This window comes from Streptomyces sp. NPDC055749, assembly GCF_053617235.1.
In genome coordinates, this window is record NZ_JBSHFH010000016.1 from 23629 (window position 1) to 45809 (window position 22181).

The 22181-nt window shown below is 70.7% G+C and carries 19 protein-coding genes; 7 read left to right on the plus strand and 12 right to left on the minus strand.

Translation table 11 applies throughout. The features are described from left to right. The first annotated feature begins 90 nt into the window (after positions 1-90). The 4 genes from ACWGO0_RS14645 to ACWGO0_RS14660 all read left to right on the plus strand — a co-directional run bounded on the left by ACWGO0_RS14645 (position 91) and on the right by ACWGO0_RS14660 (position 4006). Entirely contained in the window at positions 91-1737 is a 1647-nt protein-coding gene (locus ACWGO0_RS14645) for an MFS transporter (RefSeq protein WP_453533422.1), read from the plus strand. Between the two features lie 126 nt (positions 1738-1863). Beyond that, positions 1864-2025, plus strand: coding sequence for a hypothetical protein (locus tag ACWGO0_RS14650; RefSeq protein ID WP_453533425.1), 162 nt, complete (start codon positions 1864-1866; stop codon positions 2023-2025). Positions 2026-2113: 88 nt separating this feature from the next. Beyond that, positions 2114-3601 (plus strand): polyprenol phosphomannose-dependent alpha 1,6 mannosyltransferase MptB, encoded by a 1488-nt coding sequence (gene mptB / locus ACWGO0_RS14655; protein WP_453533427.1) that lies wholly within the window; start codon positions 2114-2116, stop codon positions 3599-3601. A 96-nt stretch (positions 3602-3697) separates the two neighbouring features. After that, positions 3698-4006: a UBP-type zinc finger domain-containing protein gene (locus tag ACWGO0_RS14660; RefSeq protein WP_453533430.1), complete on the plus strand. Its 309-nt coding sequence runs from the start codon at positions 3698-3700 to the stop codon at positions 4004-4006. Here the strand turns inward: ACWGO0_RS14660 and ACWGO0_RS14665 are convergent. After that, positions 3949-4884 carry a helix-turn-helix domain-containing protein gene (locus ACWGO0_RS14665; RefSeq protein WP_453533433.1) on the minus strand — a complete coding sequence of 312 codons (936 nt, stop codon included), beginning with the start codon at positions 4882-4884 and terminating at the stop codon, positions 3949-3951. The two genes, ACWGO0_RS14660 and ACWGO0_RS14665, sit on opposite strands and share 58 nt — an antisense overlap. A gap of 112 nt (positions 4885-4996) precedes the next feature. On the opposite strand from ACWGO0_RS14665, the gene ACWGO0_RS14670 reads away from it, so the two are divergent. Then, positions 4997-6505 (plus strand): alpha/beta hydrolase, encoded by a 1509-nt coding sequence (locus ACWGO0_RS14670; protein ID WP_453533436.1) that lies wholly within the window; start codon positions 4997-4999, stop codon positions 6503-6505. Positions 6506-6523: 18 nt separating this feature from the next. On the opposite strand, the gene ACWGO0_RS14675 is transcribed toward ACWGO0_RS14670, so the two are convergent. From ACWGO0_RS14675 to ACWGO0_RS14685, 3 genes are read right to left on the minus strand one after another with little or no spacing between them, the layout of a single operon-like run. Then, complete coding sequence (locus tag ACWGO0_RS14675; RefSeq protein WP_453533439.1) at positions 6524-7144, minus strand: L-threonylcarbamoyladenylate synthase; 621 nt, start codon at positions 7142-7144, stop codon at positions 6524-6526. A gap of 28 nt (positions 7145-7172) precedes the next feature. Further along, the gene (locus ACWGO0_RS14680; RefSeq protein WP_453533442.1) at positions 7173-8843 is read right to left on the minus strand and encodes an FAD-dependent oxidoreductase; all 1671 of its coding nucleotides are present in this window, start codon (positions 8841-8843) and stop codon (positions 7173-7175) included. 50 nt (positions 8844-8893) lie between these two features. Further along, complete coding sequence (locus tag ACWGO0_RS14685; protein WP_453533445.1) at positions 8894-9808, minus strand: AurF N-oxygenase family protein; 915 nt, start codon at positions 9806-9808, stop codon at positions 8894-8896. A gap of 170 nt (positions 9809-9978) precedes the next feature. On the opposite strand from ACWGO0_RS14685, the gene ACWGO0_RS14690 reads away from it, so the two are divergent. Further along, the gene (locus tag ACWGO0_RS14690) at positions 9979-10362 is read left to right on the plus strand and encodes a hypothetical protein (protein ID WP_453533448.1); all 384 of its coding nucleotides are present in this window, start codon (positions 9979-9981) and stop codon (positions 10360-10362) included. A 26-nt stretch (positions 10363-10388) separates the two neighbouring features. Here ACWGO0_RS14690 and ACWGO0_RS14695 read toward each other — a convergent pair whose 3' ends face one another. From ACWGO0_RS14695 to ACWGO0_RS14730, 8 genes are all read right to left on the minus strand, one after another. Further along, on the minus strand, positions 10389-11645 hold the full coding sequence (locus ACWGO0_RS14695; protein WP_453533450.1) for an aromatic acid exporter family protein: 1257 nt from the start codon (positions 11643-11645) through the stop codon (positions 10389-10391). 45 nt (positions 11646-11690) lie between these two features. After that, positions 11691-13841 carry an MMPL family transporter gene (locus ACWGO0_RS14700; RefSeq protein WP_453533453.1) on the minus strand — a complete coding sequence of 717 codons (2151 nt, stop codon included), beginning with the start codon at positions 13839-13841 and terminating at the stop codon, positions 11691-11693. A gap of 213 nt (positions 13842-14054) precedes the next feature. Then, positions 14055-14414 (minus strand): ArsR/SmtB family transcription factor, encoded by a 360-nt coding sequence (locus tag ACWGO0_RS14705; protein WP_453533455.1) that lies wholly within the window; start codon positions 14412-14414, stop codon positions 14055-14057. Beyond that, complete coding sequence (locus ACWGO0_RS14710) at positions 14411-14857, minus strand: SRPBCC domain-containing protein (protein ID WP_453533458.1); 447 nt, start codon at positions 14855-14857, stop codon at positions 14411-14413. Before ACWGO0_RS14710 ends, ACWGO0_RS14705 begins: the two co-directional genes overlap by 4 nt. A gap of 109 nt (positions 14858-14966) precedes the next feature. Beyond that, on the minus strand, positions 14967-16895 hold the full coding sequence (locus tag ACWGO0_RS14715; protein ID WP_453533461.1) for a protein kinase domain-containing protein: 1929 nt from the start codon (positions 16893-16895) through the stop codon (positions 14967-14969). A gap of 60 nt (positions 16896-16955) precedes the next feature. Next, a complete protein-coding gene (locus ACWGO0_RS14720) occupies positions 16956-18194 on the minus strand; it encodes a DUF2254 family protein (RefSeq protein ID WP_453533464.1) in 1239 nt (412 codons plus the stop codon). A 4-nt stretch (positions 18195-18198) separates the two neighbouring features. Further along, the gene (locus tag ACWGO0_RS14725) at positions 18199-20019 is read right to left on the minus strand and encodes a glycoside hydrolase family 15 protein (RefSeq protein WP_453533466.1); all 1821 of its coding nucleotides are present in this window, start codon (positions 20017-20019) and stop codon (positions 18199-18201) included. Positions 20020-20032: 13 nt separating this feature from the next. Next, positions 20033-21451 carry a DUF2252 domain-containing protein gene (locus ACWGO0_RS14730; RefSeq protein WP_453533469.1) on the minus strand — a complete coding sequence of 473 codons (1419 nt, stop codon included), beginning with the start codon at positions 21449-21451 and terminating at the stop codon, positions 20033-20035. A gap of 208 nt (positions 21452-21659) precedes the next feature. On the opposite strand from ACWGO0_RS14730, the gene ACWGO0_RS14735 reads away from it, so the two are divergent. Next, positions 21660-22100 (plus strand): DUF6325 family protein, encoded by a 441-nt coding sequence (locus ACWGO0_RS14735; protein WP_453533472.1) that lies wholly within the window; start codon positions 21660-21662, stop codon positions 22098-22100. Positions 22101-22181: the final 81 nt, after the last annotated feature.

Here is a 22181-nt window from a genome sequence, read left to right on the forward strand (position 1 = left end):
GATGATCGAGTCGCGGGGCCGGGTGGCGAGGCTTAACGTCGGTTGGGTGAGCGATTGCCTTGACCGCCGACTCGAGACGCAAGCAATGCCATGACGAGCTCCCACGAGAAACCCTCCCGAACAGCCGACGCCCCGGAGCGGGGCCGCGGCAGTGGGATGGCGCTGTTCGTCATCGCCTCCTGCCAGCTGATGGTGGTCCTCGACATCACCATCGTGAACATCGCGCTGCCCCACATCCAGACATCGCTGGGCTTCTCCACCGAGAACCTGTCGTGGGTGATCAACGCGTACACGCTGACCTTCGGCGGCCTGCTGCTGCTCGGCGGCAGGCTGGGCGACATCCTCGGCCGCCGCAGAGTCTTCATGTTCGGCATCCTGCTGTTCGTCTTCGCCTCCCTGCTCGGTGGTCTCTCGCAGGAATCCTGGCAACTGCTCGCCGCACGCTCGCTCCAGGGCGTCGGTGGCGCCATCGCTTCGCCCACGGCCCTCGCGCTCATCACCACGACGTTCCGCGAAGGACCCGAGCGGAACCGGGCGTTCGGTGTGTTCGCCGCCGTATCGGCGGGCGGCAGCGCGATCGGGCTGCTCGCGGGCGGGCTGCTCGTGGAGTGGCTCGACTGGCGCTGGATCCTGTTCGTGAACGTGCCGATCGGCCTGCTGATCGCCTTCGCGACGCCCCGCTACATCCGTGAGTCGGAACGGCACCCGGGACACTTCGACATCCTCGGCGCGCTCACCTCGACCGCGGGCATGGTGCTGCTGGTTTACGGCTTCATCCGCGCATCCGAGGACGGCTGGCGCGACAGCGTGACCCTCGCCGCCTTCGGCGCCGCCCTCGTACTGCTCGCCCTGTTCCTGGTGATCGAGAACAGGTCGAGACAGCCCATCACACCCCTGTGGATGTTCCGCGACCGCAACCGCGCCGGTTCCTACGGCATGATGCTGAGCCTCGCGGCGGCGATGTTCGGAATGTTCTTCTTCCTGACGCTCTTCGTCCAGAACATCCTCGCGTTCAGCCCCCTGCAGGCCGGTCTCGCCTTCCTGCCGGTGAGCGTGATCATCGCGATCGGCGCGGGAATCGCCTCGCAGCTGCTGCCCAGGTGGGGCCCCAAGCCGTTCATGGTGGTGGGCGCGATCCTGGCGGCGGTGGGACTCGCCTGGCTGACGCTGACGGACATCGACAGCACCTACCTGGGGAGCATCCTCGGCCCGATGCTGGTCTTCGGCCTCGGCATGGGCATGCAGTTCGTCTCGCTGACCCTGATGGCCGTATCGGGCGTGGCCTCGCGTGAATCCGGGGCGGCATCCGGCATCCTCAACGCCACCCAGCAGGTGGGCGGCTCACTGGGCCTGTCCATCCTGGTCACGATCTTCGGTACGGCCAGCCGCAACGAGGCCACCGATCAGATCCCGAGCTTCATGGCGGAGGCGACCCCGGCCGAAGTGCTGGAATTCCGCAGGACGGGCGAGCTGCCGGGATCCTGGGGCGACCAGGTGCTCGCATCGGGCATTTCGAAAGCCTTCATCGGCGCCGCCGTCCTGGCGGTCATCGCGGCACTGATCGCGCTCGTGGTCATCCAGGTGCGCCCCGCCGACCTGGAGCGTCTGCGCGGCGACGGCGCCGAGGCGCTCGCGCCGGCCGGGGATGCGCCGGTGGGCGAGGCCGGCACCGGCTCCTCGTCCGGCCCGCCGCCGCGCGGCTCCGGCCCACCCGAGGGGCCCGCTCCGGGCACATGACCTCGGCCGTCGGGACTCCGTTCTCGCGATACGGGCTGCGGCGTGCGGAGCGGAGCACGTACACTCGGCCCGCACTTGCGCCCACCGGCGGGGAGTGTACGCAACTGATTGACGGAGAAGTTCGACATGAGTTCCGCAGACAGGTCCGACGCACCCATCTACGCCAGTCTCGTGCAGGAGCACGGCGATGTCCTGGCCGAGGTGCGCCGGGTGGCCGAGCAGGCTCTCCGCGACGCGGAACGCGCGATCGACTTCAGCGACCTCCGTGCGCCGGTGGCATTCCGGTGATCCCGGCCACATCCGCCTGACCGCTCAGTACCCGGCCTGAACGGAATTCACTGGGGAGCCGTTCACCCGTTCGATAGGTTGACCGGTCATGTGGGCATTGAGCGCTGTCGCATACCGTCGGCTCGGCACGGCGGGCTCCGTCGCGGTCGTCGCGGGGGGCTGGGCCGCCGGAAAGCTGCCGGCCCGCGACCCCTGGGGCCTCTGGGTGAGCCACGGGTCCCTGCTGACCACGTCGGCCGCCGTCCTGGCGTACGCCGGTCTGACCCTCCTCGTCGTCGCCTGGTGGCAGTACGGCAGGGCGGGGGCCTCGGTACGCGAGTCGCTCGTCACCCTCGTCTGGTGGACGGCCCCGATGCTGCTGGCACCGCCCCTGTACAGCGCCGACGTGTACAGCTACATCGCGCAGGGCGCCATGGTCATCGAAGGGCACGACGTCTACGCCGTCGGGCCCTCGGTCCTCGACCCCGGCGGACTCGGCGGCGACGCCGCCGCGAGCGTGGGAGGCCACTGGACGGACACCCCCGCACCGTACGGCCCGTTCTTCCTCGTGCTGGCCCGCGGCGTGGTCTGGCTGACGGGCGGGACGATCGTGCCCGCCGTGCTGGGCATGCGGCTCATCGCCGTGGGCGCGCTCGCGCTGACCGTATGGGCGCTGCTGCGCCTCGCGCGCGAACACGGCAGGAGCGAGAGCGCCGCTCTCTGGCTGGGGGCGCTCAATCCGCTCCTGCTCATGCACGTGATCGGTGGCATGCACAACGACGGGCTGATGATCGGCCTGATGCTGGCGGGCGTGGTCCTCGCTCTGCGGGACCGCTGGATCACGGGCAGTGTGCTCGTCGGGCTCGCCATGATGGTCAAGTCCCCGGCAGCCGTCGCGCTGCTGTTCATCGGCGTCCTCGTGACGAGGGCCGCCACCGGCCCGTACGCGCGCAGGCTGGCGAAGGGCCTGCTGGCACCCGGCCTGGTGGCGGCGGCGGTCGCCGTGGCGGCCACCTTCCTCGCCGGCACGGGCTTCGGCTGGCTCGGCACGCAGAACGTCGCGAGCACCATCCACACCGCGCTGTCCGTCACCAGCGACATCGGGCTCGGCCTGGGCCACCTCCTGCACCTGGTCATCGGCACCGAACCGGCCACCGTCAAGTCCGTCGTCCAGACCCTGGGCCTCGCGGCGGCGGTCGCACTGATCCTCCACCTGGCCTGGCGGGCCCTTCGCGGGCGCGTGGAACCGGTGCACGCCCTCGGCCTCGCCCTGCTCGTTCTCGTGGCCCTCTCGCCGATGGTGCAGCCCTGGTACCTGCTGTGGGGCATGGCGGTCGTCGCCGCCACCGCCTCGCACGGCCGCGCCGGCACGGCGGTGGCCGTGCTGTCGGCTGCGCTCGTGTACGAGACGCACCCCACCGGCAGCACCCCGCCCTACGGCTTCGTGCTGGTGGCCATCGCGTGCGTGATCGGCACACTGCTCGTCCGCCGCGACCGGAGCGTGCCGTACGGAGCCCGGGTGCCGGGCCCCCGCAGCGCCGAGCCCGAGGCTTCCGATGAAGCCCGTATCGGACGGGTGGGCTCCGGTTCCGTTTGACATGCGGTGGCCGGGTGGGAGGGTTGTCGATGTGCCGGTCCGCTGCCGTGCCCGGCAACGTGATGCCCGAGCGAGCGACGCGAAGGAGGACGGACGATGAAGGACGACGAGACGTTCCGGATCTGCGAGCACCTCGACCAGGTACAGCCTGTGACACCCGACAGCCCGGACTCCTGCCCCGAATGCGTGGCGCAGGGCGACACCTGGGTGCATCTGCGGCAGTGCCAGAACTGCGGAATGATCAGGTGCTGCGACTCTTCGAAGAACAAGCACGCCAGCGCCCACTTCGCCGCCGACGGCCACCCGCTCATCCGCTCCTACGAGCCGGGTGAGGGCTGGTGGTGGTGCTACGTCGACCAGGTGTCCTTCGAGATCGAGGGCGTACCCCCGGCCCGTCCGGCCTGAGTGCCCAGGGCGTCGAGGAGCCAGTCGTGGGCGGCGCCCGCCGTCGGCTGCGACGGGCCGGCCACCTCGGCGACGAGCTGCCAGTACCGGTCGATACGGGGATCCTCCGCGAGCACCCCGGCGAGATGGTGCCGGAAGCCTGGAGTGTCACGTGTGCCGTGTGAGCGGGCATAGGCGGACACGAAACAGTCGAGCGCGTCGCCCTCGCGCGCGGGCTGCCGGGCCCGGAGCTCCGGCGACGCCAGCGCGTACGCCTCCCTCAGACCCTCGTACAGCACGGCAGGGCGGTAGCCCTTGTCCGTCCGGTGCGCTTCCGGCTGGCAGTGGGCGGCGGCGACGTACACACCGGAGACGAAGGCGAACATCCGGGCGAAGGACAGCACCTGGGCCGGGGTCGGATCGGTGGGCGGCTGCGGGATCGCCTCGTCGACGACAGCGGACACCAGCGGGGCGGGCAGCCGCGGGGGCAGCCAGCGACGCCAGAAGCGCGCCAGCACGGTGGTGTCGGGCGGGATCGGGACGGCGCCGATCAGCAGGAGCCGTTCGGCACGTTCGTGCGGCGTGCAGCCCTGGAGGAGCTGGAGGGATGCTTCCCGCCAGCGCAGGGCGGTCAGCCGGGAGCCCAGCTCCCTCAGCTGCCCCGCGACGACGTCCTCCAGCGTGTCCTCCTCGTCGAGGACCCGGCCCACCTCCGGAACGGGCAGGTCGAGCGTCCGCAGGGAACGGATGAGGCGGAGACGGTCGACGGCCCCGGGACCGTACCTGCGGTGGCCGCCGCTGCTGCGGGCGGCCTCGGGCAGCAGACCCCGGTCGGAGTAGAAGCGGACCGTCTTGACGGAGACACCCGCGTGCTCGGCGAGCTCTCCGATGCTCCACATGCCGTCAGGGGACAACGCTTGAACCTCCCTCAGGGGGAGTTACTACGGTACCGGCGAGGGCGGGCGGCCCCTGCGGCAGGCCCCCACGGACCACGCGTGCGAGGAGACGTACATGACGGCATTCATCCTGGTGTCCGGCACCTTCACCGGCGGCTGGATCTGGCAGGAAGTGGCCGAAGGGCTACGGGAATCGGGAGCCGATGCCTATCCGGTGACGCTCACCGGCATGGGCGATCCCGACCGTCCGGCGGGCCCCGGGACGGACCTGGAGACGCACATCCAGGATCTGGTGCGGCTGATCGACCGGGTGGACGCACCGGAGGTGGTGCTCGTCGGCCACGCCTACGGCCTGTATCCGGTGCTCGGCGCCGCCGGCCTGCGCCCGGAGCGCATCGCCCGGATCGTGAACGTGGACGGGGGTCTGCCCCAGGACGGCGACCCGGCCATCGGCCTGGTGCCCGACCAGGCAGTCCGCGACCGGCTGACGGCCGTGCCGGGGCCGGACAGGGGCGACAGCGCGATTGCCCCGCCCCCACTCGGCGAGTGGGAGCGCTGGGGGAGTGTCGCGGGGATCGACGCAGCGGGACTGGAGAGGCTGGCCCGCCTGGCCGTACCGCAGCCTGCGGGCACGCTCACCCAGCCGCTCCGGCTGTCCGAGCCGGCCGCGCAGCTGCCGATGACCGGTGTCCTGTGCACCGCCAACGGATCGAGTCTCCAACTGGTGGAGTCCGTCGTGGGTTTCGGGGACCCGCGCTTCCAGGGGCTCACCCGCCCCGGAGTGACGTTCTTCGAACTCGCCACCGGGCACTGGCCGATGCTCTCGGTCCCCGGCGAACTCGCCCGGGTACTGGTCCGGGCCGCGGCGGGCGAAGGGCACCGGATCGCCGCGGGCGTGACGGAACAGCCCGTACATCTGCGGCCGTTCCTCCTGGACGTACCGGAGCGGCCCCGCGAACGGACCGGGCACGTCGACCTCCACCTGCCCGACGGTGACGCCCCACGCCCGGCCGTGGTGTTCGTCCACGGCGGCCCGCTGCCGGCCGGTACGCTGCCGACCCCGCGGGACTGGCCGACCCTCGTCGGCTACGGACAGTACGTGGCGAACCTGGGCGGGGTCGGGGTGACGCTCGACCACCGGCTCCACGATTTCACCGACTACGGGCGGGCCGCCCAGGACATCGCCGATGCCGTCGAGCTCGTACGCGCCGATCCGCGCGTCGACGGGGAGCGCGTGGCGCTGTGGTTCATCTCCGGCGGAGGCATGCTGTCGGCCGACTGGCTCGCGGCGCCCCCGCCGTGGCTGCGGTGTGTGGCGGCGAGCTATCCGGTCCTCGCGCCGCTGCCCAACTGGACGCTCGTCGATCCCCGGTTCCGGCCCGCGGCGACGGTGAGCGGCGCGGGCCGGCTGCCGATCGTGCTGACCCGGGTCGGTCTGGAACAACCGGAGATCATGGCTACGGTCGAGGAGTTCCTGACCGCCGCCAAGGAGTGCGACGCGAACGTCGAGGTGGTCGACGTGCCCTCGGGGCACCACTCGTTCGAGGCGATCGACCACACCGATGAGGCGCGCGAGGCGGTGGAGCACGCGGTACGGACGGTGCTGGGGCACCTGCGGAGCTGAGCCGTGCCCCCGCACGTACTACTCGAAGCGCGAGGGGTCGCCCGCCCCCCTGCGTACGATCTCCGGTTCGCCGCCGGAGAAGTCGATGACCGTGGTCGGCTCGGTGCCGCAGTCGCCCGCGTCGACCACGACGTCGACGACGTGGTCGAGCCGTTCCTTGATCTCCCACCCCTGGGTCAGCGGCTCCTCCTCGTCCGGCAGGAGCAGGGTGCTGGAGAGGATCGGCTCACCGAGCTCCGCGAGCAGCGCCTGGACCACGGCGTGGTCCGGGATGCGCACGCCGACCGTCTTCTTCTTCGGGTGCATCAGCTGGCGCGGCACCTCCTTCGTGGCCGGGAGGATGAAGGTGTAACTGCCGGGTGTCGCCGCCTTGATGGCGCGGAACACGTCGTTGTCGACCTGCACGAACTGACCCAGCTGGGCGAAGTTCTCGCAGACGAGGGTGAAGTGGTGCCGGTCGTCGAGGTTGCGGATGGAACGGATCCGGCTGATGCCGTCACGGCTGCCCAGCTGGGTTCCGAGTGCGTAACAGGAGTCCGTCGGGTACGCGACGAGCGCGCCGGACCTGATGCTGTCGGCCACGTTGCTGATGGTGCGCCGCTGAGGGTTCTCGGGGTGCACATCGAAGTACTTCGCCATCCACCGAGTCTAGGGCCTGTCCGGCGGATCACGGCCGGGGCCACGACGTCAGGACCGGCAGCCCCCAGCGGCTGCCCTTCGCCGCCGCCACCAGTTCCGACACGGTGCCGAGTTTGGCGCGCGGCCTGCCCTGACCGTGGCCACGTGCCAGTTCGGCCCGGTCGATGGCGGCCAGTCCCCGGGCGTCGACCACGTGGCGGCTGCGGCTCCTGGCGAGACGGCGGAGCTCCGCCGGAGTCCTGGCCGGTGCGGGGAGTACGCCGGCGACGGCATCGGCGAGGAGTGTGCCGACGGTCTCCGCGGCGCAGGAGCGGTTGGCTCCGATGCCGCCCGAAGGGCCGCGCTTGATCCAGCCGACGACGTACGTTCCCGGCTGCCCCGTCACCCGGCCGCCCTCGTGCGGAACGGTGCCGGTCGCCTCGTCGAACGGCAGCCCCGCCACGGGCACGCCGCGATAGCCGACGGCCCGTAGGAGCATGCCGGCTGGTATCTCCAAGTCGCCATGGAAGCCGGTCACTTGGGCGGCCCGGACGCTGCCCGTGCCGAGTACCTCGACGGTCGAGGAGTGGAAGCGCAGGACGATGCGGCGCCCCGTCTCCGGCGTACGCGACCAGTCGACCGTCCTGCGGTCCACGTCCCGCAGCAGAGCGGCCTTCTCCTTCGGCGAAGAGCCGTCGATCGTCGTACCGGTCCGCGGATCGTGGTCGTCGACGACGAGTTCCACACCCGGCAGGTGCTTGAGGGCGAGCAGTTCGGACGCGGTGTACGCGGCGTCCTCCGGCCCCCGTCGGCCGAGCAGGACCACCTCTCGCACCTTCGAGGCGCGCAGCGCCGATAGCGCGTGGTCGGCGATATCGGTGCCGGACAGCCGTTCGGGGTCCGTGGCGAGGATGCGGGCGACATCGACGGCCACGTTGCCGTTGCCCACCACGACCACCCGCTCGCCGGAGAGGTCGACGGCATCGGCAGCGACCTCGGGATGGGCGTTGTACCAGGCCACGAACGTGGTGGCGGCGATGCTGCCCCGAAGGTCCTCGCCCGGGACGCCGAGCCGCCGGTCCGTGGACGCGCCCACGGCGTAGATGACCGCGTCGTGGTGCGCGGCGAGCTCCCGCGTGGTGATGTCCTTGCCCACCTCGACGCCCAGCAGCATCCGCGCCCGGGGATGGTCGTGGAAGCGCGCGAAGGTGTCGCCGACCTTCTTCGTCGCCGGATGGTCCGGTGCGACGCCGTACCTGATGAGACCGCCGGCCACCGGAAGCCGGTCGACCAGGGTCACTTCGGCGTTGGTGTGCAGCAGCAGGTCCTCGGCGGCGTACATGCCGGCCGGGCCCGTGCCGACGACCGCGACCCGGATCGGCGCGAAGTCGGACGGCACTCCGCGCTCGAAGCTCGGCTCGCCCCAGGCGTGGAAGTTCGGCCCGGTGACGGCCGGTTGGGGTTCGCGGTCCGCGAAGTAGTCCGCGTTGACGGCGGCGTACTCCCGCTGCGCCACGGGGAGGCTGTCCACCGGGAAGATCGCGTCGACCGGGCAGGCGTCGGCGCAGGCACCGCAGTCGATGCAGGTCTCCGGGTCGATGTACAGCATCTCCGTGCTGCCGAACTCCCGCTCCTGCGGGGTGGGATGGATGCAGTTGACCGGGCACACGGCAATGCAGGTGGCGTCGCTGCAGCAGGTCTGGGTGATGGCGTAGGTCATGGCGTCGGCTCGGCTCCGGTCGGGCGATGGGCTCGGGTGATCGGCTCGGATCAGATGAGGTTGGCGCGCTTGTAGAGGAACAGCGCGGGCCTGGTGAGGAGGCGGGCCGAGGACAGGAACTCCATGAGGCCCGCACAGCTGGAACGCATCAGGGACCTGTGGTGCTCGTTCGCCGCCGCCTCGGCGAGGGCGCGCTCCGTGTCGAGCCCGGCGTTCGCGTAGACGTCCCGGTTCACCATGCTGGTGACGATGAAGTAGGAGGCGATCGCGATCACGAGCGCGTTGAGCTGCCTGCGCACCGGGCCCGCGTGCCGGAGCCGCTTGCGTGTCTCGTCGCGGGCGAACTTCATGTGCCGGGATTCCTCGACGACATGGATGTTGTTGATCGTGCGGACGAAGGGCACGACCCGCTCGTCGCGCATCCAGTCGCGCTGCATGACGTCGAGGACTTCCTCGGCGACGAGGATCGCGGCGTACGCGGCCTCGCCGAAGGCAAGTGTCCTGAAGGCCCTGCCGAGTTCGACGACCCCACGACGGGGCTTGTAGGCGGGGGCTCCCAGTTTCGCGGCGCCCCGGGCGAACATGATGGAGTGCCGGCACTCGTCGGCGATCTCGGTGAGCGCCCACTGGAAGTCCGGGTCGGTCGGGTCCTTGGTGTAGATGTCGCGCAGCACCATCTGCTGCAGGATCATCTCGAACCAGATGCCGGTGCTGGCCACCGACGCGGCCTCCTGGCGGGTCAGTTCCTTCTGTTGGGCGTCGCTCAGTTCGCGCCAGTAGGCCGTTCCGTAGAGCGTGCTCCACTCGGGGCTCGCTCCGTGGAAGTCCTTGTCCAGGGGGGTGTCCCAGTCCACCTCGGTGACCGGGTCGTAGGACAGCTTCGCGGACGAGTCGAGCAGTCGCCGCGCGACGTCCTGCCCCTGGAGCCGGTCCTGTTCGTCCGGCCGAAGTGTGCTGTTCGACATGCTGCGGCTCCTTGAATCGAGAGGTCGACTCGACGCACGCTTGTTAGACACCACGTCTAGCAAGCTGTTAGCCGGAAGGTACAACAAGACTGGTGCGCGGGCCTACCCCCGGTAACAGATTGCGTGAGATCTCGACGGGCGTTGTCGGACCCTCGCCGTACGCTCGCGCCATGAGTGTTTCCCTCTACTACAGCGCGCGCCGCGAGCAGCCGATGACCGAGGCCGAGACGGCCTCCGTCGAGCGGATCGTCGACGCTCACCTGGCCTCTTTCCCGTACGGCGGCGAAGAGGAGTCCCTGGACCTCTACCCACTGGACGCGGCCGACGCGGACGAGATCCTCGCGGGGTCCACGAAGATGCCGCGCGACCCGGGCAGGTACCTGCCGTTGATCGCCTGTGTGCTCGACTCGGTGACCGAACTGCGCCGGGCCGTCGAGGGCGCGGAGTGGCGGGTTCATCTGGACGACATGGACGTCCCCTGGGAGGAGACCGAGGGGTATGCCCTGCCCGGCATGCGCGACCCCGACCTCATCGCCGAGCTCAGCAACCTCTGACGGTCCGGCCGATGGCGTGCGTGGCGTCAGTCGCGGCCGCGCGCGCCGGCCGAGCCGGCCATGTCGCCCTCGGCCTGCCGGGATCCGCCGAGACGGAAGCGGCCCCGGAGCTTGTCCACCAGCGGGTATTTCTCCCGCTGTTCACGGGACTGACGGTCCAGCTCCTCCACCAGCCGCTGGGACCGCTTCTCCACATCGAGTTCGTCCAGAATCCGGTCCACCTCCGTCAGCAGCGCTCCGTGCAACTGCCACTGGCGCGGCTGCCGCTGTACGCCGTCGAGGAGCAGATGCGCGACGGTCTCGCGGGCCTCGCGGGCGGCCGAGAGCTCTTCGAGCAGCCGGTCCTCGGCCGCGTCCGCGTTGACACTGACCTGTGTGGTGATGAGTTCGGCGAAGCTCTCGATCGCACGGGCCACATGCCTGAGGAGTTCGTGCAGGGCGTCGGCGGTCTCGAGCGGGAAGAGCGGCTCCCGCGTCCGTGCCTTCGCGAGATCGGTCAGCGTGCGGCACAGGGTGCGGAGCACCACCGCGCAGATCTCCAGCGTGTCGAGACCGGTCCGCAGGACGACCCGGAAGAGCATCCCTTCCTTGACACGCGGGTTGAGCCGGAGACTGTCCTCCGCCTGCCGGAGCGACGCGTCCACCTCGACGATGTCGTGATCCAGCCGGCGGGCCTCGTGGAGACGGTCGGCGGCCTCCGCCACGGTGGTGTGGCCGAGCACCTCGTCACTGAGGGAGAGCAGCAGCCGCCGCATGCGGCCCGCGAGATGTTCGATGGCCTCGCTGGCCGGCTGCACCCACACCGGTGGGGCGAACAGGACGTTGAAGAGCAGCCCGACGACCGCGCCGATGAGCGTTTCGAGCACGCGGTCCCAGGCCGTCGCGGCCACTCGTGTCACGCCGAGGACCAGCATGGCGCTGATCGCCACCTCGGGTACGAACTCCCCGGCCCTGACGAAGCGGCCGAGCACCAGGGACGCGAGGATGATCAGGCCCAGGCTCCACCAGCTCAGACCCACCAGGGAGCTGAAGCCGATGGCGATGACCACTCCGGCCACCACCGCGTTCACCCGGCGCATGCTCGTGGTGAGGGTGGAGTAGAGGGTGACCTGTACGACGAGCAGCGCGGTCAGCGGCGCGGTGAGCGGCGCCGGTTCGCTGCTCAGCATCAGGGCGACGACGTAGGAGATCACCGCGGCCACGGTCGACCGGATCGTCTGCACGACCACCGGCTCGTTGTGCCGCCGGACGAGATTCAGAAACGGGTCGGTGACGTCGGGCACTCTGTGAATCCTCCGGGGCCTACGCGCGCAGGGGACAGCGGCAAACTAGGAATCCGTGGCCGGCGTCCCGGGCCTCCCCTTCACGCCACCGTCCTCGCGGGCGAGCCGGTGCGGCCACCAGACCTGCGGGCCGATGTCCAGGAACAGGGCCGTGACCAGTACGGACCGTACGACGAAGGTGTCCAGCAGCACGCCCAGTGCCACGGCGAAGCCGATCTCCGCGAGACCCACGATCGGCAGGGTTCCGAGCGCCGCGAAGGTGCCCGCCAGGACGAGTCCCGCCGAGGTGATCACCGCCCCGGTGGCAGCGAGCCCGGTCAGCACTCCGGCCCGGGTGCCCTGGTGGAGCGCCTCCTCACGGATGCGGGTGGTGAGGAAGATGTTGTAGTCGATGCCGAGGGCCACCAGGAACACGAAGACGAACAGCGGGAAGTCCGTCGACTCGCCCGCGTAGTCGAAGACGTACCGGAAGAAGAGCGCGCTGATACCGAGTGCGGCGGCGAAGGACAGTACCACCGTCGCGATCAGCAGCAGGGGCGCCACCACCGAGCGCAGCACCAGCGCGAGGACGATCAGCACCACCAGCAGCACCAGCGGGATGATCAGGAGGTTGTCGTGTCTCGTGGCGGCGTCCATGTCCAGCAGGGCGGCCGTGCCACCACCCACCTGCGCGTCGGCGTCCGGTACCGCGTGCACCGCGTCCCGGACGCGCTCCACGGTCTGCTTGGCCTCTTCGCTGTCCGGCGGATCGCTCATGGTCGCCTCGAAGAGCACCTGACCGTCGACCACCGGCTTCGTGCCCAGGGGTACGACGATGGATCCGGGCACCACACCAGGGGTGGAAGCGACCGCCCTGCGCACCTCCGCGTTCCGGTCGGCGGCGGCGATGACCACCAGCGGATTACCGCTCCCTGCGGGGAAGTAGCGGTCCTGTACCTCCTGGCCGACGATCGAGTCGGGCTTGTCGGTGAAGGAGTCGGCGTTGCTCAGCCCCGCGGCACGCAGTTGCGTCAGCCCCAGGGACAGCGCGGCGAGCACCAGGGCGGTGGCCACCCAGATCGCGCGGGGACGGTGGGCGATCCGCGCCCCCATCCGCGCCCAGACGCCGTGCTCGGTGGGCTCGGCCGAGCCGAAGTGCGGAACGACGGGCCAGAAGACCCAGCGGCCGAAGATCACCAGGAGCGCCGGGAGGAGGGTGACCATGGCGACCAGGGCCACGGCCACGCCGATCGCGGCAACGGGACCGAGGCCCTTCGTCGAGTTCATCTCGGCGAACAGCAGGACGAGCATGCCCAGCACCACCGTGCCGCTGCTCGCCAGCACCGCGGGCCCGGCCCGGTGCAGCGCACGGGCCATGGCCTCGTGGCGGTCCTCGTGCCGGCGCAGCTCCTCCCGGTAACGGGCCACCAGGAGCAGGGCGTAGTCGGTCCCCGCGCCGAATACCAGCACGGTGAGGATGCCGGCGCTCTGCCCGTTGACGGTCAGACCCGCGTGCGCGGCGAGCAGATAGATGACCGCCTGCGCGCTGAAGAGCGCGGCGACGGCCGCGAGCACCGGCAGGAGGAGCAGCGTCGGACTGCGGTACGTGATCAGCAGCATCACGATCACCACGGCGAGCGCGGCCAGCAGCAGGGTCGAGTCGATGCCCTCGAAGGCGTCGGCGGAGTCGGCCGTGACACCGCCCGGCCCGGTGACGTGGACGGCGAGACCGTCGCTACTCGTGCCCACGACGTCGCGGATGGAGTCGACGGCGGACCCGATGCGCTCCCATCCCTCCTCGTCCATGGTGATGGGCACGAACACCTGGGCGGCTTGGGGCGGTACTGCCTTGTTGAAGACGGGGCCCTGGGTCTCCGCGCCTCTGACGCCGTCCGCCCGCAGCGTCTTGAGCTCTCGCGTGTCCTCGGCGATCCGGGAGAGGTCCTGCCGGGTCAGGCCGTCCTCACGGGCGTACACGATGATCGTGGTGATGATCTCGGGTCTGAAGTCCTTCGAGCTCTCCAGCACCTGGGTGGACTCGGCGTTGCTCGGCAGCCAGGACGTGGCGTCGTTGTCCTGCGCGCCGGTGAGCTTCTGGGCGAGGGGAGCGGCGACGACGAAGACCACCAGCCACAGGGCCACCATCAGCCACTTGGTGCGTGGGCCGCAGATCAGCCAGGCCACACCACGTCGTCGAGGCTGCTGTACGTCAGGCATGCCATTCCCCATCGCTTCGTCATGAGTGGCATGGCTGCCCTCGGGACGGCGGCCGTCGAAATGGCGCGCGGCAGCGATTTCCTTCGGCCGTCCGCGGGCCCGGCCCGTGCGGGTGACAGTAAGTGGCACTGTGCCGGGCGGGCCCGCGACATGCCGTCCGTACCGGTCCTGGCCCCGGTTGGGCTATCCGTGGCGCGGGCGGACGGGTGTCGGTTACCGGTCGGTGCTCCTCTCCTCGCGCTCCGCCGTCTCGGCGACGCGCTTGATGGTCGCCAGCCGCCGGTCCCAGTCCGACGCGAGCGCGGCCATCCACCGTGAGGTCGCGTCCAGAGCGGCGGGCCGCACCGTGTACCGCATCTCGCGCCCTACCCGGCTGCCGGAGACCAGACCGGCCGCGTCGAGGACGGCGAGATGCTTGACCACGGCCTGCCGTGAAACGGGGAGGCGTTCGGCGAGCGTCGTCGCGGTGGCCTCGCGCTGCGCGGCGAGCTGGTCCAGCAGCCGGCGGCGCGTCGGGTCGGCCAGGGCGGCGAGGACGCTGTCGACCGCTTCCTCGCCCCGTTCGTCCGTCACACGGACGGCTTCTCGGCGCGCGTCCTGAGAGCGTCGAGCACCTGCGGCCAGCCGCCGGTGTTGTCCTTCACGGCCTTGCTCCGCAGCTCGTCGGAGCCCGCCAGGGCCGCGAACCCGCTCTCGACGACGCGGAGCCGCGTGTGGTCGCCCTCCGGGGTGAGTGTGAACTCCACGAGGGTGCTGTTGTCCTCGCGCAGCTCTTCCCCGGGGAACGCGCTGGCCCAGCGGTACGCCAGGTACGTCTGCGGCTGGACCTTCTCCACTCGTACGGGGAAGTCGCCGTACTCGGGGTTCTTCGCCACCATCGACTCGCCCTCCCTGGCCACAGTCCCGGCCAGGCTCGCCTCCTCGGCGACCCAGAAACCCGGTTGGGCCACCAGGGACCAGACCCGGTCCAGGGATGCGGCGATGAGGGTTTCGCGTTCGATCCGGTCCTCGCTCATGACGTGACTCCTTCATGTCGTTCATGCCGTCAATCGGTGCAACTCCAGAGTTGCACGTCGAGACATGAGGTGCAACCTGAAGGTTGCACCAATGGGGTGGTGCTCCGGGTCAGCCGCCCACCGGGTCCACCGCATCGCGCCAGAGCCGGACGTCCACCGTGATGTGGTCCGTCGTGTCCGGCGACGGCGCCGCGCCGCGGAAGGTGATGAGAGCGACGTGGCCGTTCCCGCCGATCAGGCAGAGCCGGTCGCCGACGGCCAGGTCCTTGACCCATATGTACTTCTCGCTGCCGGTCTGCGCGAGGCAGGAGTCCAGCGTCCCGGCCGCGCGCGGGGCCAGCCGGGTCAGCTGGCTCCGGCTGGTGGAGCCGGGGGCCACGACGGCGCCTGATGAGTAGACCGCGTACGTGAGGTCCTCGTCGCTGGAGCCCGTGTCGGCCTTGGGTCGTACGGGGCTGTCGCTCAGGTAGAGGTCGTGACTTGCCGTCATGCGCAGGCCCGGGTAGCTGAGAGAGGCCGGCTGGGCGGGGGCCGTGGCGGTCGGCTTGCGTGAGGTGGCTGACGGCTTGGGCGCGGCGGGCTCGGCGGAGGCGGGAGGAGTGCCGGGGGACGGCGGTGCGGAGGGGCGCGGCTGCTTGCTCGCGGTGGGCTTCTTCGACGCCGGCGCGGAGGGCTGACCGGAGCCCGTCGGGTGCTGCTCCGCCGTGGGGCTCGTGTCCGGGCCCGCCTGGCCGTTCGCGGCATCCACCTGCTCGCCGGGGCGCAGGACGCCGGACAGATAGAGGGCGCCGGTCACCGTGGCCGCGGTGAGGACGACCGCTCCACCTGCGACGATTCCCGTACGGCCGGCGCGGCGCCGTGTCGCGGTCGCGACGGGACCGGTCGGCGCGGAGTGCGGCGCTGCCCCCGCACCCGGAGCCGGCGTTGCGGCGTACGCGCCGGGGAAGGCGTTCGGTGTCCCGTACACACCGCCGGGGGCCGCGGGACCTGGCGGCGTACCGTACGCGCCGCCGGAGAAAACGCCGGCGGACGGGGGACCGAAAACGCCACCAGTGACGCCCTGCCCGAAGGCCCCGGGCTGAGAGGCGCGCAAGGCCACCGTGTCCGGCCGGGGCGGCTCGGGCTCGTCCGCCGCGTGCTGCGCGAGCTGCCCCGCCGCCGAAGCAGGCAGCCAGCTCTCCGCGCGGCGCAGGTCCCCCTCGGGCCCTGCGGCGGCACACAGCCGCACGACCTCGGCAGGCGTCAGCCGCCGCTGGGGCTCCTTGTGCAGGCACCCGGCGACCAACTCGGCCAGATAGTCGGGCAGTTCGCCCAGCTGAGGGTCCTCGTGCACGATGCGGTACAGCACGCCGTGCGAGGGCCCGTCACCGAAGGCGCCCGCGCCCGTCGCGGCGAAGGCGGTGATCTGACCGAGCGCGAACACATCGGTCGCCCCGGTGATCTCCCCGCCGAGAGCCTGCTCGGGAGCCATGAAGGCGGGCGTCCCGATGGCGGAACCACTGCGCGTGAGGGCGGTGGCGTCCACGGCGCGTGCCACCCCGAAATCGATGACGCGGGGCCCGTCGGCAGCGAGCAGCACGTTCGACGGCTTGAGATCGCGGTGCACGACTCCCGCGCGGTGGATGTCCTGGAGGGCCTCGGCCACACCCGCCGTCAGCAGCAGCACCGTCTCCCTGGGCAGCGGGCCGTGCTTCTTCACGGCGTCCGCGAGGGAGGGGCCCGGTACGTAGGCGGTGACGAGCCAGGGCACGGGCCCTTCGGTGTCGCTGTCGAGGACCGGCGCCGTGCACACGCCCTGCACACGGCGCGCGTTGGCGACCTCCTGCCGGAACCGGTCGCGGAAGTCGGCGTCATCGGCGATCTCGGGGCGGATCACCTTCACCGCGACGGGGCGTCCGCCGGGGGTGTGGGAGAGATAGACCCGCCCCATCCCTCCGGCGCCGAGCCTCGCCACCAGGCGGTACTGCCCCACGGTGCGCGGATCGTCGTCCTGAAGCGGCTCGAACGTTCCCGCACCCGTCCCCGTACCCGTCTGCACGTTCCGACTCCCCGTAGTGCTCTGCTCGCGTCCCACAACTCGGCGAAACACTATCGGTGTTCAATTGGCCCGGCCCTCCTGGGAGGTCCGGCCGAGCTCGTCCCACAGCACCGGGAACCGCTGGGCCAGCTCGGCCTCCACCCACTCCAGCCGGCGCCCCAGCAACTCGTCCCGGTCTGCGGGCCCCCGCGCCCGCAGACGGAGCAGGAGGGTACGGAGCCGCTTGAGCGTCATGGGCGAGCCGACGGCGGCGGCGATGACGTCGTCCACGGCCGTGTGAAGGAAGCGCTCCCAGCCGGGCAGGTGCACGAGGACGCGCACGGTGCCCGCACGGTCGGGTACGCGGAGCGGGCCGGGCGACACCGGGGCCGGTACGGCGAGCAGGTCCTCCAGGCAGTCGAGTCCCTCGACGGCCGTCGCGGAGTCGTTGACCGCCGGGGACAGGGCACGCAGAACGATGTCGGCCAGGAGCCGGAAGGCGAGCAGGGGGTCCTGGTCGAAGGTCCGCTCGGCGCCGGTGACCAGCGTGTCCAGCACGGCGGAGGCGCCCGGATCGCCGCCGTGCGCATCGGCGACGGCACCACCGGACGGCAGCGCGGCGCCCGGGACCGGCCTCAGCACCACGACCGCGTCCGCCCGCCGGGCCACCTCCAGCAGCCGTTCCATGTCGACCTGCTGCAGCACGGTGAGGGGACCGGGCCAGGTCACCGTCGTCCGCAGCGGTGGCAGGGCCGCGGCGGATTCCGGCTCCCCCGGGGAGCGCTCGCTCCCGTTCGCGTAGAGGGAGTGGAGGATCGAGCGCCCGCGTCCGGTCACGAAGTGCAGCACCGGCCCCAGCTGGATCGACGCGAAGGCCCGCAGCAGCAGGGCCCACAACAGCACCAGCAGTACGAGCAGCAGCGCACCGCCGACCGCGGGCACCACGATCGTGACATGGGCATCCGTTCCGATCGTCAGCGCCGAAGTGAAACTGAAGACCGACAGGCTGATCGCGAAGGCGAACGTCCGCCAGACGACGCGGGAGTCGCGGAACATCGTCAGGCGAGGGGTGAACGTCGTGTGCGCCCACTGCACCACCAGGAACAGCACCGAGAAGATCACGGTCGTCACGCTGAGCACGCCGAAGCCCAGGCCCAGCAGCATGTCGTTCACCTGCGGGCCCGCGACCTCCGGCCCCGCCGTGATCCTCGGCAGGACCAGCCCCAGGCCGAGCCCGACGAGGGCGAGCAGCAACTGCGTATGTTCGGCGCGCAGTCCGCCCCTGCGACGCAGCGGGGTGTTTCCGGTCGGCACGGCCATCACATCAGCGTCCTTGCTCCGCGTCGAGGACCTGGTCCAGGGTGACCGCCGCCATGATGAGCGACAGATGGGTGAACGCCTGCGGGAAGTTGCCCAGTTGCTCGCCGCTCGGGCCGATCTCCTCGGCGAACAGCCCGACGTGGTTGGCGTAGGTCTGCATCTTCTGGAACGTGTACCGGGCCTGGTCCACGCGTCCCGCCCGGGCGAGCGCGTCGACGTACAGGAAGGTGCACAGACTGAACGTGCCCTCCGAACCACGCAGGCCGTCCGGCGACGCCACCGGGTCGTAGCGGTACACGAGACTGTCGGAGACGAGCCTGCGGTCCATCGCGTCGAGTGTGGAGAGCCAGGCCGGGTCCTTCGGGGCGACGAACTCCACCCTCGGCATGAGCAGCAGGGAGGCGTCCAGGACATCGCCGCCGTAATGCTGCACGAAGGCACCTGCCTCGTCGTTCCAGCCGTGCTCCATCACCTGTTCGAGAATGGCGTCCCTGGCCTTGCGCCAGCCGTCCAGGTCCGCCGGCCTGCGGTAGCGCTCGGCGAGGCGCAGCCCCTGGTCGAACGCGACCCAGGCCATCACCCTGCTGTACGTGAAGTCGCGGCGTCCGCCGCGGGTCTCCCAGATGCCCTCGTCCGGCCGGTCCCAGTTCTTCGCGAACCAGTCCAGCGTCCGGCTGAGCGTCTGCCATCCCCGGTACGTGGCCTGCTGGGCGACCTCACGACCCTGGGAGAGTCCGTAGAGGGCCTCGCCGTAGATGTCCAGCTGGAGCTGTTCGGCGGCGCCGTTGCCGATGCGTACGGGGGAGGAGCCGCGGTATCCCTCGAAGTGGTCGAGGGTCTCTTCCGTCAGGTCGGGGTCGCCGTCGACCCGGTACATCGTCTGGAGGGGCTCCCCCTCCCTGCCCTCGCGCTGGTGCAGGCGGACCACCAGCCAGTGGACGAAGGCGGTCGCCTCCTCGACGAATCCGAGGTCCAGCATGGCCCGCACGGACAGCGCCGCGTCGCGGATCCACGTGTAGCGGTAGTCCCAGTTGCGCTCGCCGCCGATCTGCTCGGGCAGGCCCATGGTGGCCGCCGCGACCAGTGCGCCGGTGGGCGCGTAGGTGAGGAGCTTCAGCGTGATGACCGAGCGGTGCACCAACTCGGGCCAGCGGCCCCGGTAGCGGGACCGGCGCAGCCACCGCTGCCAGAAGTGGACGGTCTCCTCGACCTGCGCGGTGAGCCCTTCGACCGTGAGGGGTTCGGGTGCCGGGCCGCCGGAGTCACACACGGTGAACACGGCGCCGGCGGCCTCACCGGCGCTCAGTGTCACCGTGCCCCGGACGTCCTGGCCGTCGCGCTCCAGCGGGAACGTGGTCTGCAGATGGGCATCGGTCCCCGGAGCCCTGAAGAGGCCGTCCTTCTCGCCGAGCTCCAGCGTGTGATCCGCCCGGCCGTAGTCGAAACGAGGCCGGCACTCGAGCGAGAACGCCACGGTCCCGCGCACGGCACGCACGACACGCACCAGGGTGTGGCGGTCGGTGACCGTGCCCGTCCGGTCCGGCGGCATGAAGTCGACCACTTCGCCCACGCCGTCCGGCGACATGAACCGCGTCACCAGGACGGCCGTATCGGGGTAGTAGAGCTGCTTGCAGCTTCCGTCGGGGTGGTCGGGGGCCAGCCGCATGTACCCGCCCCGGTCGTGGTCGAGCAGCGCGGCGAAGATGCTGGGCGAATCGAACCGCGGAGCGGCGAACCAGTCGACGACACCCTGGGACGACACGAGGGCGGCGGTCTGCAGGTCGCCCACCAGGCCGTGTTCGGCGATAGGAGGGTAGCGTTCCATGGCTGCTCCGTCCTCAGTCCGCCCGAGCGGCAACCCGCTTGCCCTTGACCGCGTCCAGGAGTGCCTGGTGGTCGCGCTCGTTCTGGTCGGCGTAGCGCTCGGCGAACGTCGCCAGAGCGCGGTCGAAGACGTCACCGCTGCCGAGGTAGGCGGCGATGGCGATACGGTCGCCCGACCTGGCGTGGGCGCGGGCCAGCGTCGCCCCGCACACTTCGCCGAACAGCTGCATGCCGCGCGGGGGCATCAGCGACGGTTCGGCGACGAACTTCCAGTCCCGCAACTGGCGTACGTAGAAGTCCCGTTCCCTGCCGTCGATGCCCTGCGCCCGTTCCCAGCCCAGAAAGATGTCACTGGCGGCCTGCATCAGCCGCTGCCCCGCGACCACCCGCTCGCCCTGGGTGGCGAACCGGCTGCTCCCCACGTGCGGAGCGAGGACGGACTCGGCCGCCTCCTTGGCCTGGAGGAACAGCGGATCCTCGCCGTCCCGGCCGAGCATCAGCACGATCCAGCACCGGGTGCCGACACTGCCCACGCCCACCACCTTGCGCGCGACGTCCACGGGGGTGAACTGCCGGAGCAGGTGCTGACGGTCGGTCGGGAGACTCGTGCCGTACCGGCGGATGAGGTCGCGCACGTTCTCCTCGAGTTCCCGTCCTTCCGTGTCCGGGAGCAGATCGGCGAGCGGCACGATGACGGGAGGCGAGGCCGCGATCCGCCGCTCGCCGTCGATCATGGCGGTGAGTTTCCCGAAAGCCTGGAGACTGTCGTGCGTGCGCGCCTTCGCCAGGGACCGGGAGAGTTGCTTACGTCCCCGACTGCGCAGCCGCCCGGACGCCAGAGCCGACAACTGCGCGGCGTCGATCCTCGCGTACCACACGTCCAGCGTGCGCATTCCGGCAAATCTGCGCATCTGTTCGCGATACGACCGCACGGTGGCGCGGACGATGGTGCCGCGCTGGCGTTCCGTGAACCCGTTCTCCCGGCCGGCGATCACCAGGCTGGCAGCGAGGCGTTTCGCGTCCCATTCCCAGGGGCCCGGCAGCGTCTCGTCGAAGTCGTTGATATCGAAAAGCAGATTCCGCTCCGGCGAGGCCAGCAGGCGGAAATTGAGCATATGGGCATCCCCGCACAACTGGGCACGCAGACCGGAATCCGGCGTCGTGGCCAGATCGCCCGCCATGATCGCGGCTGCGCCACGGTAGAAACGGAAGGGCGACTCCGCCATCCGCCCGTACCGGATGGGAACGAGTTCCGGCACGCGGGTCGCGGACTGCTTCTCGATGGTGCTCACCGGGTCCGGTCGATGCCGGGACGGTGTGAATTCCGCGTGGGCGGAACGCGAGGCGCGTGAACGCGCCGCCCTGCCCCGGGCGGCCCGCTCGCTGGGCGAAAGCTGCACCTCTCGCGTGACCGTCACCGGATTCCGGTTCATTTCGCACCTTCCCCGGCGGCTGTGTCGCCGCGCGCGCAGTTGACGGGCGGAGGCCGTCGCGGCCCTGCCCCGTTCCAGGGAACCGCACATCCGCCGCCTCCGCCGCCGGTACACCCGGCGGCCGGATGCGAGCCGAGGTGCATGCCAAGGCGCGCGATGTTGCAATGGTGAGGTTGCTGTGAAGAGCCGAATCACTCCAGGAGCCCCGATGAGCGCAGCCGAAGATCTCGACATGGGCCCTGTCGACTATTTGGTCGTCGAATTTCCGGGCAACCGAATGACCGGCGAGGGTCTGCCGCTCCTTATCGATCTCGTGGAGCGGCGCATCATCCGGATTCTCGATCTGAGATTCATCAGAAAAGAACTCGACGGCTCGGTGACGGGCGTCGAGATCGCCGACCTGGACGGTGACGGGAAACTCGACCTCGCCCTCTTCGAAGGCGCCTCGTCGGGCCTGCTCGGCGTGGACGACCTCCAGGACGCCGCCGCCGTGCTCGAACCCGGGACATCCGCCGGGATCATCGTCTACGAGAACACCTGGGCCGCGCCCTTCGCCGCCGCCCTGCGACGCGAGGGAGCCCAGTTGGTGGCCGGCGGGCGGATCCCGGTGCCGGCACTCGTGGCATCGCTCGAAGCGGTCGAAGCCTGAGTCCGGAGGCGAGACCGTCAATGTCCCAGGCCCGGACGCTGTCGTCACGACGGCTCCGGGCCGCTCCACGAGCAAGGAAGA

Excerpts from the sequence above, each read along its gene's own strand:
- ACWGO0_RS14665 (WP_453533433.1), bottom strand. The coding sequence starts at position 4,884 with ATGTGGAGCATCGGAGAGCTCGCCGAGCACGCGGGTGTCTCCGTCAAG.
- ACWGO0_RS14700 (WP_453533453.1), bottom strand. The coding sequence starts at position 13,841 with ATGCCTGACGTACAGCAGCCTCGACGACGTGGTGTGGCCTGGCTGATC.
- ACWGO0_RS14645 (WP_453533422.1), top strand. The coding sequence starts at position 91 with ATGACGAGCTCCCACGAGAAACCCTCCCGAACAGCCGACGCCCCGGAG.
- mptB (WP_453533427.1), top strand. The coding sequence starts at position 2,114 with ATGTGGGCATTGAGCGCTGTCGCATACCGTCGGCTCGGCACGGCGGGC.
- ACWGO0_RS14650 (WP_453533425.1), top strand. The coding sequence starts at position 1,864 with ATGAGTTCCGCAGACAGGTCCGACGCACCCATCTACGCCAGTCTCGTG.
- ACWGO0_RS14730 (WP_453533469.1), bottom strand. The coding sequence starts at position 21,451 with ATGAACCGGAATCCGGTGACGGTCACGCGAGAGGTGCAGCTTTCGCCC.
- ACWGO0_RS14690 (WP_453533448.1), top strand. The coding sequence starts at position 9,979 with ATGAGTGTTTCCCTCTACTACAGCGCGCGCCGCGAGCAGCCGATGACC.
- ACWGO0_RS14720 (WP_453533464.1), bottom strand. The coding sequence starts at position 18,194 with ATGGCCGTGCCGACCGGAAACACCCCGCTGCGTCGCAGGGGCGGACTG.
- ACWGO0_RS14670 (WP_453533436.1), top strand. The coding sequence starts at position 4,997 with ATGACGGCATTCATCCTGGTGTCCGGCACCTTCACCGGCGGCTGGATC.
- ACWGO0_RS14735 (WP_453533472.1), top strand. The coding sequence starts at position 21,660 with ATGAGCGCAGCCGAAGATCTCGACATGGGCCCTGTCGACTATTTGGTC.
- ACWGO0_RS14725 (WP_453533466.1), bottom strand. The coding sequence starts at position 20,019 with ATGGAACGCTACCCTCCTATCGCCGAACACGGCCTGGTGGGCGACCTG.
- ACWGO0_RS14685 (WP_453533445.1), bottom strand. The coding sequence starts at position 9,808 with ATGTCGAACAGCACACTTCGGCCGGACGAACAGGACCGGCTCCAGGGG.
- ACWGO0_RS14680 (WP_453533442.1), bottom strand. The coding sequence starts at position 8,843 with ATGACCTACGCCATCACCCAGACCTGCTGCAGCGACGCCACCTGCATT.
- ACWGO0_RS14710 (WP_453533458.1), bottom strand. The coding sequence starts at position 14,857 with ATGAGCGAGGACCGGATCGAACGCGAAACCCTCATCGCCGCATCCCTG.
- ACWGO0_RS14675 (WP_453533439.1), bottom strand. The coding sequence starts at position 7,144 with ATGGCGAAGTACTTCGATGTGCACCCCGAGAACCCTCAGCGGCGCACC.
- ACWGO0_RS14660 (WP_453533430.1), top strand. The coding sequence starts at position 3,698 with ATGAAGGACGACGAGACGTTCCGGATCTGCGAGCACCTCGACCAGGTA.